Annotated in this window: 14 protein-coding genes; 10 read left to right on the top strand and 4 right to left on the bottom strand. The window is 61.0% G+C overall.

Annotation, left to right across the window (positions count from 1 at the left end):
• Window positions 1-34: 34 nt before the first annotated feature.
• From LIX93_RS25050 to LIX93_RS25035, 4 genes are all read right to left on the bottom strand, one after another.
• Window positions 35-295: a hypothetical protein gene (locus LIX93_RS25050; RefSeq protein WP_226506759.1), complete on the bottom strand. Its 261-nt coding sequence runs from the start codon at window positions 293-295 to the stop codon at window positions 35-37.
• Between the two features lie 64 nt (window positions 296-359).
• Complete coding sequence (locus LIX93_RS25045) at window positions 360-725, bottom strand: hypothetical protein (RefSeq protein WP_226506758.1); 366 nt, start codon at window positions 723-725, stop codon at window positions 360-362.
• 577 nt (window positions 726-1,302) lie between these two features.
• The gene (gene hemH / locus LIX93_RS25040) at window positions 1,303-2,322 is read right to left on the bottom strand and encodes a ferrochelatase (RefSeq protein ID WP_226506757.1); all 1,020 of its coding nucleotides are present in this window, start codon (window positions 2,320-2,322) and stop codon (window positions 1,303-1,305) included.
• 13 nt (window positions 2,323-2,335) lie between these two features.
• Entirely contained in the window at window positions 2,336-3,238 is a 903-nt protein-coding gene (locus LIX93_RS25035; RefSeq protein WP_226506756.1) for a TIGR01777 family oxidoreductase, read from the bottom strand.
• Between the two features lie 200 nt (window positions 3,239-3,438).
• Between LIX93_RS25035 and LIX93_RS25030 the strand changes: the two genes are divergently transcribed.
• The 10 genes from LIX93_RS25030 to LIX93_RS24985 all read left to right on the top strand — a co-directional run bounded on the left by LIX93_RS25030 (window position 3,439) and on the right by LIX93_RS24985 (window position 12,809).
• The gene (locus LIX93_RS25030) at window positions 3,439-4,428 is read left to right on the top strand and encodes an NAD(P)/FAD-dependent oxidoreductase (RefSeq protein ID WP_226506755.1); all 990 of its coding nucleotides are present in this window, start codon (window positions 3,439-3,441) and stop codon (window positions 4,426-4,428) included.
• Complete coding sequence (locus LIX93_RS25025; protein WP_226506754.1) at window positions 4,421-4,660, top strand: TIGR02450 family Trp-rich protein; 240 nt, start codon at window positions 4,421-4,423, stop codon at window positions 4,658-4,660. Before LIX93_RS25030 ends, LIX93_RS25025 begins: the two co-directional genes overlap by 8 nt.
• Before the next feature lie 240 nt (window positions 4,661-4,900).
• Window positions 4,901-5,863 carry a DUF523 and DUF1722 domain-containing protein gene (locus tag LIX93_RS25020; protein WP_226506753.1) on the top strand — a complete coding sequence of 321 codons (963 nt, stop codon included), beginning with the start codon at window positions 4,901-4,903 and terminating at the stop codon, window positions 5,861-5,863.
• 3 nt (window positions 5,864-5,866) lie between these two features.
• On the top strand, window positions 5,867-6,826 hold the full coding sequence (locus tag LIX93_RS25015; protein WP_226506752.1) for a MerR family transcriptional regulator: 960 nt from the start codon (window positions 5,867-5,869) through the stop codon (window positions 6,824-6,826).
• A gap of 23 nt (window positions 6,827-6,849) precedes the next feature.
• Window positions 6,850-8,298 carry a deoxyribodipyrimidine photo-lyase gene (phrB, locus tag LIX93_RS25010; RefSeq protein ID WP_226506887.1) on the top strand — a complete coding sequence of 483 codons (1,449 nt, stop codon included), beginning with the start codon at window positions 6,850-6,852 and terminating at the stop codon, window positions 8,296-8,298.
• On the top strand, window positions 8,291-8,728 hold the full coding sequence (locus tag LIX93_RS25005) for a nuclear transport factor 2 family protein (RefSeq protein ID WP_226506751.1): 438 nt from the start codon (window positions 8,291-8,293) through the stop codon (window positions 8,726-8,728). The genes phrB and LIX93_RS25005 overlap by 8 nt, the downstream gene beginning before the upstream one ends.
• Window positions 8,725-9,501: an SDR family NAD(P)-dependent oxidoreductase gene (locus LIX93_RS25000; protein ID WP_226506750.1), complete on the top strand. Its 777-nt coding sequence runs from the start codon at window positions 8,725-8,727 to the stop codon at window positions 9,499-9,501. The genes LIX93_RS25005 and LIX93_RS25000 overlap by 4 nt, the downstream gene beginning before the upstream one ends.
• Entirely contained in the window at window positions 9,498-10,739 is a 1,242-nt protein-coding gene (locus LIX93_RS24995; protein ID WP_226506749.1) for an FAD-dependent oxidoreductase, read from the top strand. Before LIX93_RS25000 ends, LIX93_RS24995 begins: the two co-directional genes overlap by 4 nt.
• A complete protein-coding gene (locus LIX93_RS24990; protein WP_226506748.1) occupies window positions 10,736-11,554 on the top strand; it encodes a DUF1365 domain-containing protein in 819 nt (272 codons plus the stop codon). Before LIX93_RS24995 ends, LIX93_RS24990 begins: the two co-directional genes overlap by 4 nt.
• Window positions 11,547-12,809 carry a cyclopropane-fatty-acyl-phospholipid synthase family protein gene (locus tag LIX93_RS24985; protein ID WP_226506747.1) on the top strand — a complete coding sequence of 421 codons (1,263 nt, stop codon included), beginning with the start codon at window positions 11,547-11,549 and terminating at the stop codon, window positions 12,807-12,809. Before LIX93_RS24990 ends, LIX93_RS24985 begins: the two co-directional genes overlap by 8 nt.
• The last annotated feature ends 1 nt before the right edge of the window (window position 12,810 follow it).

The raw sequence follows: 12,810 nt of genomic DNA, 5'->3' as shown, positions 1-12,810 counted from the left end.
GGATCTCACGATAATCGGCAGTATTGCAGATAAGTCAGCTCTTCAGCCTTGAAGTATCAACGGCGGTCCACTGCGGCCCCTTCGTATATCGGCCACCCTTGACACCATAAACAATAACTCCGCTGTTGAGCAGTTCGGTTACCACTGCCAGTACTTGAGCGGGAGTCAAGCTGGGGCTGCGCGTTTGGGTGAGCAGCATATCGAGGTGGGGATAGTCGATACCGGCTTCTGCCCCAGAAAGAACTTGGACTATTTCTTCGGGAGAGAAGCTGTCCAAAAATGATTTAACGCTCATATGCCATGCTCCTTTTCCAGTTGAATATCATATAACTCTATCGCGTCACTCGTATAAAATAGAGTTACATCATCGCGAAGCTGGTAGTCCTCCAGCGTTCCACCTTCCAAGCGTCGTGGTATCCGAATGCGTCTACCCCTTCGGGGATTTTAAAATCATTCAAAAGAGGATCGGAGCCGTGGTATGAAAGCGCAATCGCCGTCTGATTTTGAGAGGCCTGAACGTTCTCCTCTATTAGCAAAGACAGTACCCGTAGCGCAACACCGGCAGGATCGACCGCCCCATTGTTTTCACTTTCAATCAACGCTCGTTTGGACTCGATTTCCAAATCCAAGGTAACGTGCAGCGCACTCGCCGCTTCGGCATAGTCTGCCTTCTTCCTTCTTCCTTCTTCCTTCTTCCTTCTTCCTTCCGGAAGTATATAGATCATCCGCTTTCCCTATAATGTCTCTCAGAGCGCTAGGCAATCCTGCTTGCTGACGAGGGATGGAGTCAAAATAGCCACCTCCATTTCCATCAGGCGAATAAGTCTGAATTCCGCCTGGAGTTATAACAAGGGGTGGTAACTGTATTTGCATAGAACATTTCCAAACCAAAAAGTTATACGCAATACGCTATAAACAAGGCGTAGAGCGCTCGCTTGCTCGGAAACGATAGTGACTGCTGTCCAACGACCTCCGCCATCAGCCTATTCCGAAGGTACTGTAGGAAAATTCTGAAGGCCATCGCGTCAAATGGTATGTAACCGCGCGTTTTTGGCGAATGCTGAACTTTGCGCGAATCTTTCGAAAATTCAAAATCACCGTTCTTTATCTAAATTTTTTAGCAACAAATCTACTGCCGATGCGCTAAGACATAGCCATGGGGCTAACGACTGAAACCCAAACGTTCCGCGACTCCAACGGAGTACCCGCGCACTTCCGACCTGCGGGGCGGGTACTCTACCGCTTAGATTCCATTCGCTTGAAGGGCGGGCAGAACCCGCTCCTGCGGGGATGCCGCCAGAATCAAGCCCGCTCGCATAACCCCGTCAACGCCTGCGCCCACTGCGCGCCATCGTTGAGGCACGGCACCAGCACCAACTCCTCTCCACCCGCCTCGACGAAAGTCTCGCGGCCACGGTCGCCGATTTCCTCGAGCGTCTCGATGCAATCGGCGACGAACGCCGGGCACATCACCAGGATCTTCTTCACCCCGTCCTTCGCCAACGCTTCCAGGCGCGCCTCGGTGTACGGCTCGATCCACTTGTCGCGCCCGAGGCGGGACTGGAACGCCACCGACCACTTGTCCGCCGGTAACCCGAGGCGCTGCGCCACCGAGTGTGCGGCGTGCATGCACTGGGCGCGGTAACAGACGGCGAGGGTCTGTGGTGATGCCTTCATGCAGCAGTCACTATCGGCCAGACAGTGGCGTGGCTCATCCTTGGGCAGCAGCTTCTTGATGTGCCGCTCGGGAAGCCCGTGAAAACTGAACAGCAGGTGGTCGTAATCCCGCTCCACATAGGCACGGGCACTCTCGGCCAGCGCGTCAAGGTACTCAGGCTGATCGTAGAACGGCTTGAGCAGCACAAATTCGATGGGCAAGCGATCATCCGCCACCACCCGCCGCGCCTCTTCGATCACCGTGGTCACCGTGCTGTCGGCGAACTGCGGATACAGAGGCGCCAGGGTCACCTTGCGCACGCCTTGCGCCGCCAGTTTGCCAAGCACCGACTGCAACGAGGGCTGGCCATAGCGCATGGCGATCTCCACCGGGCCATGGGCCCACAACGGCTCGACCTGAGTGCGCAGGCGTCGGGTCAGCTCGACCAGCGGCGAGCCTTCCTCCCACCAGATCGAGGCGTAGGCATGCGCCGACTGCTCAGGGCGCTTGATCAGGATCAGCGACACCAGCAGGCGACGAATCGGCCACGGCAGGTCGATGACGTAAGGGTCCATGAGGAACTGGTTGAGGTAGCTTCTTACGTCGGCGACTGAAGTCGAAGCCGGAGAGCCCAGATTGACCAACAGCAGAGCATGATCAGTCATGCAGCATCCTATGTTAGAGGCGCCCGGACAAATCGTCCAGGGCCGATTGCAGATCGGTGAATTTGAAGGTGAAGCCGGCCTCTTGCAGCCGCGTCGGCCGCGCCCGCTGCCCGCCCAGCAGCAGCCCGGCCATTTCCCCCAGGCCGATGCGCAACAGCGGCGCCGGCAGCGGCAGGAACGCGGGACGGTGCAGGGCCTGGCCCAGGCGCTTGGCGAACTCGCGGTTGCGCACCGGGTTGGGGGCGCAGGCATTATAGGGGCCCTGAGCATCAGCCTGATGCAGGAGAAAATCTATCAGGGCGATTTGGTCGTCGATGTGCACCCAAGGCATCCACTGCCGACCATCGCCGATAGGGCCGCCCAGGCCAAGCTTGAACGGCAGCGCCAGGCGCTTGAGGAAACCGCCCTCACTGGACAGCACCAGGCCGGTGCGCACCAGTACCACGCGCAGGCCAAGGTTGCTGGCGCGTTCGGCGGTTTCTTCCCAGGCGATGCAGAGCTGGCTGGCGAAATCTTCTTTGACAGGGGTCGAGGCTTCAGTGATTTCACGCTCGCCCGCATCACCGTACCAGCCCACCGCCGAGCCGCTGATGAGTACCGCAGGCCGATGCCCGCGATCCTGCAACCACTCCAGCAGCTTTTCGGTCAGGGCAATGCGACTGGCCCACAGAAAGGCGCGCCGCTTGCCGGTCCAGGGACGATCGGCAATCGGCGCGCCGGCCAGATTGATCACCGCATCGACAGGTTCCGCACCAAGCTCCTCAAGGCGCTCGACACCTCGCACGCCTTCACCACACAGGCGCCGCACCGTCGCGGGATCACGGCTCCACACCGTCAACTGGTGGCCTGCTGCCAACCAGCGCCGGCACAGAGCCCGGCCAATCAAACCGGTACCGCCCGTCAGCAATATATGCATGTGACCTTCCTTTGTGTGGCGTTGGATCAACGTCGCTAGTCTATTTTTATTAAGAGAAGGCACTTAAGTATTACGCCACCCCTCAGATAAACAATAGAGCAACCGACAAAACGGCGTACAGTCAAGTTGTACCGGAAAACGCCATTGTACAGGTTTGTTCTTGAGCGTAGTCTGTGCTTTAGAGAAGTTACGAGGCCACTATGACTGTACCTATCGCAATCATCGGTACCGGTATTGCCGGACTCTCCGCCGCCCAGGCACTGATTCAGGCCGGGCACGCCGTGCATCTGTTCGACAAAAGCAAGGGCCCGGGTGGGCGCATGTCGAGCAAGCGCAGCGATGCCGGGTCGCTCGATCTGGGTGCCCAATATTTCACTGCCCGCGACCGTCGTTTCGTGTCCCAGGTCCAGCAATGGCAAGCTCAGGGCTGGGTTCAGGAATGGACACCGCAGCTCTACAATTCCAACGCTGGCGTATTGAGCCCCTCGCCTGACGAGCAGACCCGCTGGGTCGGCACGCCGCGCATGGGTGCCATCGGCCGCGCCGAACTCGGCGACACGCCTGCGGTATTTTCCTGCCGCATCACCGAAGTGTTCCGTGGCAAACAGTACTGGCATCTGCTCGACGCCGAAGGCGCCAGCCACGGGCCGTTCAGCCATGTGATCTGCGCGGTGCCGGCACCTCAGGCGACCGCGCTGCTGGCGACGGTACCCAAGCTTGCCGCCGTCGCTGCCGGGGTCAAGATGGACCCGACCTGGGCCGTGGCGCTGGGTTTCGAGCACCCGCTCGACACCCCGATGCAAGGCTGCTTCGTGCAGGACAGCCCCCTCGACTGGCTGGCCTGCAATCGCAGCAAACCGGGGCGCGAAGCGACGCTCGACACCTGGGTGCTGCATGCCAGCAGTGAGTGGAGCCGTCAGCACATCGACCTGTCCAAAGAGGCCGTGATCGAGCATCTGTATGGTGCATTCGCCGAACTGCTCAGTTGCCCGGTGCCCGCACCGAGTTTCAGCCTGGCACATCGCTGGCTCTATGCACGGCCATCGAGCAACCACGAATGGGGTGCTCTGGCGGATGCCGATCTGGGCATCTATGTGTGTGGCGACTGGTGCCTTTCCGGCCGTGTCGAAGGCGCGTGGTTGAGTGGCCAGGAAGCAGCCCGCAAACTCATCAGTGCACTCAATGCATAAGCCTGGCGGCGCGCCACGCCGCCTGAATCCACGCAAACTGCTGCTGTCGAAATGGACGGCGGCGCAGCCGCGCAACAAGGAAAAACACTTTCTGGTGACCGAACTGCTGCTCGATGACGACGAGCAGACGGTTATCGGCGTGGCACTGCAGGCGGTCATGACCGGGAATGTTCAGCAGCTGCCCTGGCAGGCTTTGCAGGATGCTGAGGTATGGCGCATCGGCTGGAAATGATGCGGCGCTGCTGGTTGTCTGTTCGCGAACAAGCTTAGCTCGCAATGCAATGCCGCATCTGAGCCGTGCCCCCGTGGGAGCAAAGCTTGCTCGCGAAGGGGCCGGGGCAGGCACCACCGCAACGCCAGATTCTCCGCCGCCAACTCTTGTACAAAAAAATTGACTTGTACATATCCGAATCTATGATGAAACTAGTTGTACAGCGCTTGTGATCTGTACAATTTTTGTCAGAGGTTCGCCATGTCCACCCCGCTCAGCAGCAAACCCCGCATCGCCATCAGCGCCTGCCTGATGGGCGCCGAAGTGCGCTACAACGGCGGTCACAAGGAATCGCGGCTGTGCAGCCGCACCCTCAGCGAACATTTCAAGTTCGTGCAGGTATGCCCTGAAGTGGCCATCGGCATGGGAACCCCGCGCGAGCCTATCCGCCTGGTCGGCGAAAGCCACGCGCCACAAGCGGTCGGCACGGTCAACCGCGCACTGAACGTTACCCGCCAACTGGCCGAGTACGGCGAGCAGATGGCCAGCGAACTGCACGACATCAGTGGCTACATCTTCATGCACAAGTCGCCCTCCTGCGGCATGGAGCGAGTCAAGGTCTACCGCGAAAACGGCGCCCCGCAGCAAGCGGGCGGACGCGGTATCTATGCCGCCGCCTTTTGCGCGCGCCACCCGGACTTGCCGATCGAAGAAGACGGCCGCCTGTACGATCCGGTGCTGCGCGAGAACTTCATCACCCGCGTATACGCCTACGCCGACTGGCAAGCGTTGCTGGCGCAAGGCCTGACCCGCCGCGCCCTGATGGAATTTCACGCGCGCTATAAATATCAGCTGATGGCCACCCACCCCTTGCAGTACAAAGCCATCGGCAAGATGCTCGGTTCCATGGGCCGCAGCGATGCCAGCGAGATCGGCCCGCGCTACTTCAGCGCACTGATGGCAGCCCTCACACGCTGCGCCACCCGCGGCACCCATACCAACGTGTTGCTGCACCTGAGCGGTTACCTGCGCGGTGCCATCGACAGTGCCGACAAGCGCGAACTGCGCCAGCTGATCGACCAGTATCGCGAAGGGATCGTGCCGCTTGTGGTACCGCTGACCCTGCTCAAGCACCTGTTCCGCCTGCACCCCGATCCCTATGTGAGCCAACAGGTCTACCTGCAGCCGCATCCGGAAAACCTTAGCCTGCGAAATGCGATCTGAATCATGAGCCGCTCCCACGCCGTTACCGCCTTGGCCGAATCCCCTACCCCCTATCAACAAGCCCTCGCCGATGGCTGGTTGCCGATCCGCGAAGTGGCGCGCCTGACCGGCGTCAACGCGGTGACCCTGCGCGCCTGGGAACGCCGCTATGGCCTGGTGGTGCCGCAACGCACCGCCAAAGGCCATCGCCTGTATACCCAGGCCCATGTGCAGCGGGTGCAGACCATCCTCACCTGGCTGGCCCGCGGCGTAGCCGTCAGCCAGGTCAAGCAACTGCTCGACGCGCCGGCCCAGCTGATCGACGCCCAGGCCGAGAACGACTGGCAGCCGTTGCGCCGCGCCCTGCTGCAAGCCATCAGCGAACTGGCCGAACGCAAGGTCGATGAAACCTTCAATCGAGTGATGGCCCTGTATCCGCCCAGCACCCTGTACGAGCACCTGCTGCACCCCCTGCTCAAGGACCTCGACCAACGCTGGCAAGGCCAGTTTGGCGCGCAGATGGAGCGCACGTTTTTCTGCTCGTGGCTGCGCAGCAAATTCGGCGCGCGCATCTACCACAACAATCGCCAGCTCAGTGGCGCGCCACTGCTGTTGATCAATCAATCGGACGTGCCGATGGAGCCGCAACTGTGGCTGACGGCCTGGCTGATCAGCAGCGCCGATTGCCCGGTGGAAGTCTTTGACTGGCCGCTGCCGCCCGGCGAACTGGCACTGGCCATCGAACGCCTGGGGGCTCGCGCGGTACTGATGTATTCGAGCCGCGCCCTCAACCTCAACACCCTGCCGCGCCTGCTGCAGGGCTGTCATTGCAAAAAACTCATTGTCGGGCCGGCTGTGGTGATCCACCGCGCCGAATTGCTCGTACAAGCCCAGGAGATCGCAGACTTGTACTTGATCGATGACCCGCTGGCCGCTCAGCAGTGCCTGCAGCAACTGGGCCTTCTTCAAGGTTATGAAGCATGAACGACAACCATAACGAGAAGCCCATGCAACTGATCTGGTTGCGCAGCGACCTGCGCATTCACGACAACACCGCCCTGCACCATGCCTGCCGCAAGGGTCCGACGGTGGCCGTGTATCTGATCAGCCCGCAGCAATGGCAAGCTCACGATGATGCGCCATGCAAGGTCGACTTTTGGCTGCGCAACCTGCAAGCACTCAGCGCGTCACTAAGCGAGTTGCACATCCCTTTGCTGCTCCGCCACGCCGATCATTGGGATCAGGCACCCAAAGTGCTGCTCGACCTATGCCAGGAGCTGCAGATCGAGACGCTGCATTGCAACGATGAATACGGCATCAACGAGACCCGCCGTGATCAGGCCGTACAGCAGGCGCTGGATAAAGCGGGTATCGGCTTCGAAAGCTACCTGGATCAACTGCTACTGCAACCCGGCAGCGTGCTGACCAAAAGCGGCGGTTATTTCCAGGTCTTCACTCAGTTCAAGAAGGTCTGCTACAACCGCTTGCGGGCATCATTGCCAACGGTGTTGCCGCGCCCCGGCAAGCAGGCGGCATTGCCCCTCGCCAGCGATCCGATCCCCACACAGGTCCGCGGCTTTGCCACGCCACCCGCAGCCGTGCAGCAACTCTGGCCTGCTGGCGAAGATGAAGCCAAGCGGCGCCTGGATACCTTCGTCGATCAGCAGATCGACCACTACCTGGACGAGCGCGATCTGCCGGCCAGACCGGGCACCAGCCAGCTGGGCGCGTACCTGGCGGCGGGCGTCATCTCACCCCGCCAATGCCTGCAAGCTGCCCTCAACGGCAACATGGGCGAGTTTGAAAGCGGCAGCCCGGGCGCGATCACCTGGATCAACGAGCTGCTGTGGCGCGAATTCTATAAACATATTCTGGTGGGCTACCCGCGGGTCTCGCGCCACCGCGCCTTCAAGGCCGATACCGAAGCGCTGCCCTGGCGCAATGCCCCTGAAGACCTGCAAGCCTGGAAAGAAGGCCGCACCGGCATCCCGATCGTCGATGCCGCGATGCGGCAACTGGTCACGACCGGCTGGATGCACAATCGCCTGCGCATGATCACCGCTATGTTCCTGACCAAGAATCTGTTGATCGACTGGCGCGAAGGCGAGCGGTTCTTCATGCAGCACCTGATTGACGGCGACCTGGCGGCCAACAACGGCGGCTGGCAATGGAGCGCCTCGACGGGGACCGATTCGGTGCCGTACTTCCGCATCTTCAATCCGGTCACGCAGTCCAGCCGCTTCGACGAGCAGGGCGTGTTCATCAGGCAGTGGCTGCCCGCCCTCGATGCACTGGACAGGAAAGAGATTCACCACCCTGGCGCCCAGCGTCGCGGCCTGTTCGATGCGCTGGATTATCCGGCGCCGATCGTCGATCTCGGCAGCAGCCGCGATCGCGCCCTGGCAGCGTTCAAGAACCTGCCCCACCGTCGCGCATCCGAGGCTCTCTATGGCTGACTTCCTGCACCGCTTCGCCGAAGGCTTCAGTGCCTTGAACAAGGACAACCTGCAGCGCCTCGGCGAGCTGTACAGCGTCGACATCCATTTCACCGATCCCCTGCACGACGTGCACGGTCTGGCTGAGCTGCAGCGCTATTTCGCCCAGCTATACGCCAACGTCGAGCAGTTGCAGTTCGAGTTCCACGGCTTCGATGACGTCAAGCACAGCGACGACGGTGGCGAAGGCTATCTGCGCTGGGTCATGACCTATCGTCATCCGCGTCTGCAAAAGGGCCAGCCCATCGCCGTACAGGGCTGCTCGCACTTGCAATGGCGCGATGACCGCGTGAGTCGGCATCACGATTATTTCGATGCCGGCGCCATGCTCTATGAACACTTGCCCCTGATGGGCCCCGCGGTGGCCTGGTTGAAAAGGCGCATGGCATGAGTGGGCCACGGCGGATCTGGCTGACCGGCGCCAGCAGCGGCCTGGGCTATGAACTGGCACTGCAGTTGCTGAGCCAGGGCCATCGTCTGGCTGTCAGCGCGCGCACCCTGGAACCCTTGCAAGCACTGGAATTGCGTTTCCCTGGCCAGGTGCTGCTGGTACCCGGCGACCTGGCCGATGCCCAGCAAGTGCGCGATATCGGCATGCGTATCGAGCAGGCCTGGGGCGCCGTCGATCAGGTCATCCTCAACGCCGGCACCTGCGAATACATCGACGTGCGCCAGTTCGAAGCCGCCATGATCGAGCGTGTGGTCAAGGCCAACCTGTTCGCCAGCGCCTACTGTGTCGAGGCCGCGCTGCCGCTGTTGCGCAAAGGCGATCAGCCCCATCTGGTCGGTGTCGCCAGCGCCGTGACCTTCCTGCCGCTGACGCGCTCCGAGGCGTACGGCGCATCCAAGGCCGGCGTGCGCTATCTTTATGAATCGTTGCGGGTGGATCTGGCGGCGGAAGGGATCGACGTCACGGTCATCAGCCCCGGCTTCGTCAAGACGCCGCTGACCGACCGCAACGACTTCGCCATGCCGATGATGTGGACGGCGCAAAAGGCCGCCGACCACATCGCCGCACGCCTGCATAAACGCCCCATGGAAATCGCTTTTCCCTGGCCCTTCATCACTTTTCTCCGAACGCTCGCCTGCCTGCCAAGAAGGCTGTCATTGCATTTGACCAAGCGGATGGTCCGCGACAACTCCAAGGAATCGGGACAGGCATGAAGATCGCAATCATCGGCAGTGGCATCTCGGGCCTGACCTGCGCTTACCTGCTCAATCGCCAGCACGACATCCAAGTGTTCGAAGCCTCCAGCTGGATCGGTGGGCATACGCACACGGTGGACATCAACGTGGATGGCCGTGCCTACGCCATCGACACCGGCTTCATCGTCTTCAACGACTGGACCTACCCGCAGTTCATCAAGCTGATGGATCGCCTGGGTGTCACCTCCAAGCCTACGCAGATGAGTTTTTCGGTGCGTGCACCCGGCCTGGAATACAACGGCAATACCCTCAACAGCCTGTTCGCCCAGCGCAGCAATCTGTTGTCGCCGGGGTTCTGGGGCATGCTGCGCGACATCCTGCGCTTCAACAAGCAGGCCGTGGAGGACCTTAAGGCGCAGCGCATCGCCGCCGACACCACATTGGGCAGTTATCTGCAGACCCAAGGCTATGGCACGCGTTTTATCGATCACTACATCGTGCCCATGGGCGCGGCCATCTGGTCAATGTCGCTGACCGAGATGCTCGGGTTTCCGTTGGCGTTTTTCGTGCGATTCTTCAACAACCACGGGCTACTGTCGGTGACCCATCGCCCGCAATGGCGAGTGATCGAAGGCGGCTCCAGTGCCTACATCAAGCCGCTTACCGCCAGCTTCGTCGAGCGTATTCATACCGATTGCCCGGTGTCCCGTGTCGAACGCGATGACAGCGGCGTGACCGTGCACAGCCCGCGGGGCAGCGAGCGTTTCGACCAGGTGATTTTCGCCTGCCACAGCGATCAGGCCCTGCATCTGCTGGCCCAGCCCAGCGTCGCAGAGCGGGAAATCCTCGGCGCCCTGCCCTATGCCGATAACGACGTGGTGCTGCATACCGACACCAGCCGCCTGCCCGAGCGCCCACTGGCCTGGGCCAGCTGGAATTATCGGCTGGGCGAGCCGGGCCAGCGCCTGGCGGCGGTGACCTACAACATGAACATCCTCCAGGGCATCGACAGCCCCACCACGTTTTGCGTGAGCCTTAACCAGAGCGAACGTATCGACCCCAGCAAGGTGCTGGCGCGTTACCGCTACGCGCACCCGCAATACAGCCTGGCCGGCGTGACCGCGCAGCAGCGCTGGCGAGAACTGCACGGTGAGCAACGCAGCTGGTTCTGTGGCGCCTACTGGGCCAACGGGTTTCATGAAGATGGCGTGGTCAGCGGCCTGCGGGTCGCTCAGGCCTTTGGAGAAACCTTGTGAACAGCGCCTTGTACAGTGGCTGGATCGCCCATCGACGCTTCGTGCCCAAGGGCCATGCGTTTCGTTATCGCATCGGCTTGCTGTACCTGGATCTGGATGAACAAGCAGCGGTGCTGGGCCTGTCGCCGCTGGCCGGCTGCGGACGCTTTGCAGCCTTCGGCTTTCGCGAGACCGACTACCTGCGCCAGTACACCCGCGATGGCTGGCGCCTCAGCGATGCCGTGCGCCACGTGGTCGCCGAATCCCTGGGTTTGGCACCCAATGGCAAGATCTGCCTGCTGACCCAGCCACGCAGCTGGGGACTGGCGTTCAACCCGGTGAGTTTTTTTTATTGCTTCAACGACCGCGATAACTTGGTGGCGATCGTTTGCGAAGTGACCAACACACCCTGGCGCGAGCGTTATCACTACGTGCTGCCGGCCAGCGGCGAGGGTCATCAACATGTGGGGGTGGCCAAGGCTTTCCATGTGTCGCCGTTTCTGCCGCGCAATCTCGAATACCGCATGAGTTTCAGCCAGCCGGATGAGCGTCTCGGCGTGCACATGGCCGACTGGCAAGGTGACGAAAAGGTTTTTGACGCCACCCTCAACCTGCACCAACAGGCGCTCAGCCGTAAAACCCTGCACCGTCATTTGCTGCTGTTCCCGTGGATGACTGCCAAAACCTGCGTGTCGATCTACTGGCAAGCCTTGCGCCTGGCGCTCAAAGGCACGCCGATCTTTGCCCATGAGCCCGCCGAGGGCCAAATCCGTACTGCCAAGGCCAGCGCGCCACCTACCTCGCCCAGCCCCCGAAAGGAGCCACGCCATGAATAGTTTTTCGGCCAAAGCCGGTATCAGCACCCATGGCCTGAGCAGCTCGTTGCTGCGCCGCGGCGTGATGCGCCAGTTGCAGGCGCTCAAGCACGGGCAGCTGATCGTTTTCGAGGGTGGCGAGCGCCTGCTGTTCGGCACACCTGGCCAAGCGTTGCTGGGGGAAATTCACATTCACGACAGCGCGATCTGGGGCCTGGTAGCGAGCAACGGCTCGATTGGCGCCGGGGAGGCATTCATCCACGGTTACTGGACCACGCCGGACCTGACTGCGGTGATTCGCGTATTTGTCAGCAATCTCGACGTGCTCGATGCCATGGAGCAGGGCCTGGCACGCATCAGCCGGCCACTGGTCAAGGGCCTGCATTGGCTCAACCGCAACACCCGCAAGGGCTCGAAGAAGAATATCGAGGCCCATTACGATCTCGGCAACGATCTGTTCGAGCAGTTTCTCGACCCGACCATGATGTATTCGGCCGCGCAGTTCAGCAGACCCGACGACACTCTGGAACAGGCGCAGTTGAACAAGTTACAGCGCATCTGCCAGAAACTCGCCCTGACTGCCGACGACCACCTGCTGGAAATCGGTACCGGCTGGGGCAGCATGGCGTTGTACGCGGCGCAGCATTACGGCTGCCGAGTGACCACCACGACGCTGTCCAACGAACAGTTCGCCTACACTCGCCAGCGCATCGATGAGGCGGGCCTGAGCGATCGCGTGACCTTGTTGCTGCAGGATTATCGCGACCTTGAAGGACGTTACAACAAGCTAGTATCGATCGAGATGATCGAGGCGGTGGGCCATCGCTTCTTGCCGACCTACTTTCGCAAATGCGCCGAATTGCTGACTGACGACGGGGTGATGTTGATCCAGGCCATCACCATCCGCGACCAGCGCTACGAGCAGGCCAAGCGCAATGTCGACTTTATCCAGCGCTACATATTCCCCGGCGGCGCCCTGCCGTCAGTGCAGAAAATGCTGCATATCGTCGGCAAAGACACCGACATGAACCTGCTGCATATGGAGGATTTCGGCCTGCACTATGCGCGGACCTTGCGCCTGTGGCACGACAACTTCCGCCTGGCCCACGGGCGCCTGCGCGAGTTGGGTTATGACGAGTATTTCCTGCGTTTGTGGGAGTTTTACCTGTGCTACTGCGAGGGCGGTTTTCTGGAGCGCACCATCGGTACGGCGCAGTTACTGTTCGCCAAACCACAGGCGCAACCGCAGCCGTTGCTCGGGCGTCTTGGCGCCTGAA

It is taken from the genome of Pseudomonas sp. MWU16-30317 (genome assembly GCF_020515695.1).
Lineage (GTDB): Bacteria > Pseudomonadota > Gammaproteobacteria > Pseudomonadales > Pseudomonadaceae > Aquipseudomonas.
The sequence above is the reverse complement of the archived record's forward strand: the minus strand, read 5'-3'. Positions and strand labels throughout refer to the sequence as shown.

Coding starts and splice junctions, on each gene's coding strand:
- phrB (WP_226506887.1), top strand. CDS start 6,850: ATGCAACTGATCTGGTTGCGCAGCGACCTGCGCATTCACGACAACACC.
- LIX93_RS24995 (WP_226506749.1), top strand. CDS start 9,498: ATGAAGATCGCAATCATCGGCAGTGGCATCTCGGGCCTGACCTGCGCT.
- LIX93_RS25030 (WP_226506755.1), top strand. CDS start 3,439: ATGACTGTACCTATCGCAATCATCGGTACCGGTATTGCCGGACTCTCC.
- LIX93_RS25035 (WP_226506756.1), bottom strand. CDS start 3,238: ATGCATATATTGCTGACGGGCGGTACCGGTTTGATTGGCCGGGCTCTG.
- LIX93_RS25025 (WP_226506754.1), top strand. CDS start 4,421: ATGCATAAGCCTGGCGGCGCGCCACGCCGCCTGAATCCACGCAAACTG.
- LIX93_RS25000 (WP_226506750.1), top strand. CDS start 8,725: ATGAGTGGGCCACGGCGGATCTGGCTGACCGGCGCCAGCAGCGGCCTG.
- hemH (WP_226506757.1), bottom strand. CDS start 2,322: ATGACTGATCATGCTCTGCTGTTGGTCAATCTGGGCTCTCCGGCTTCG.
- LIX93_RS25020 (WP_226506753.1), top strand. CDS start 4,901: ATGTCCACCCCGCTCAGCAGCAAACCCCGCATCGCCATCAGCGCCTGC.
- LIX93_RS25015 (WP_226506752.1), top strand. CDS start 5,867: ATGAGCCGCTCCCACGCCGTTACCGCCTTGGCCGAATCCCCTACCCCC.
- LIX93_RS24985 (WP_226506747.1), top strand. CDS start 11,547: ATGAATAGTTTTTCGGCCAAAGCCGGTATCAGCACCCATGGCCTGAGC.
- LIX93_RS25005 (WP_226506751.1), top strand. CDS start 8,291: ATGGCTGACTTCCTGCACCGCTTCGCCGAAGGCTTCAGTGCCTTGAAC.
- LIX93_RS25045 (WP_226506758.1), bottom strand. CDS start 725: ATGATCTATATACTTCCGGAAGGAAGAAGGAAGAAGGAAGAAGGAAGA.
- LIX93_RS25050 (WP_226506759.1), bottom strand. CDS start 295: ATGAGCGTTAAATCATTTTTGGACAGCTTCTCTCCCGAAGAAATAGTC.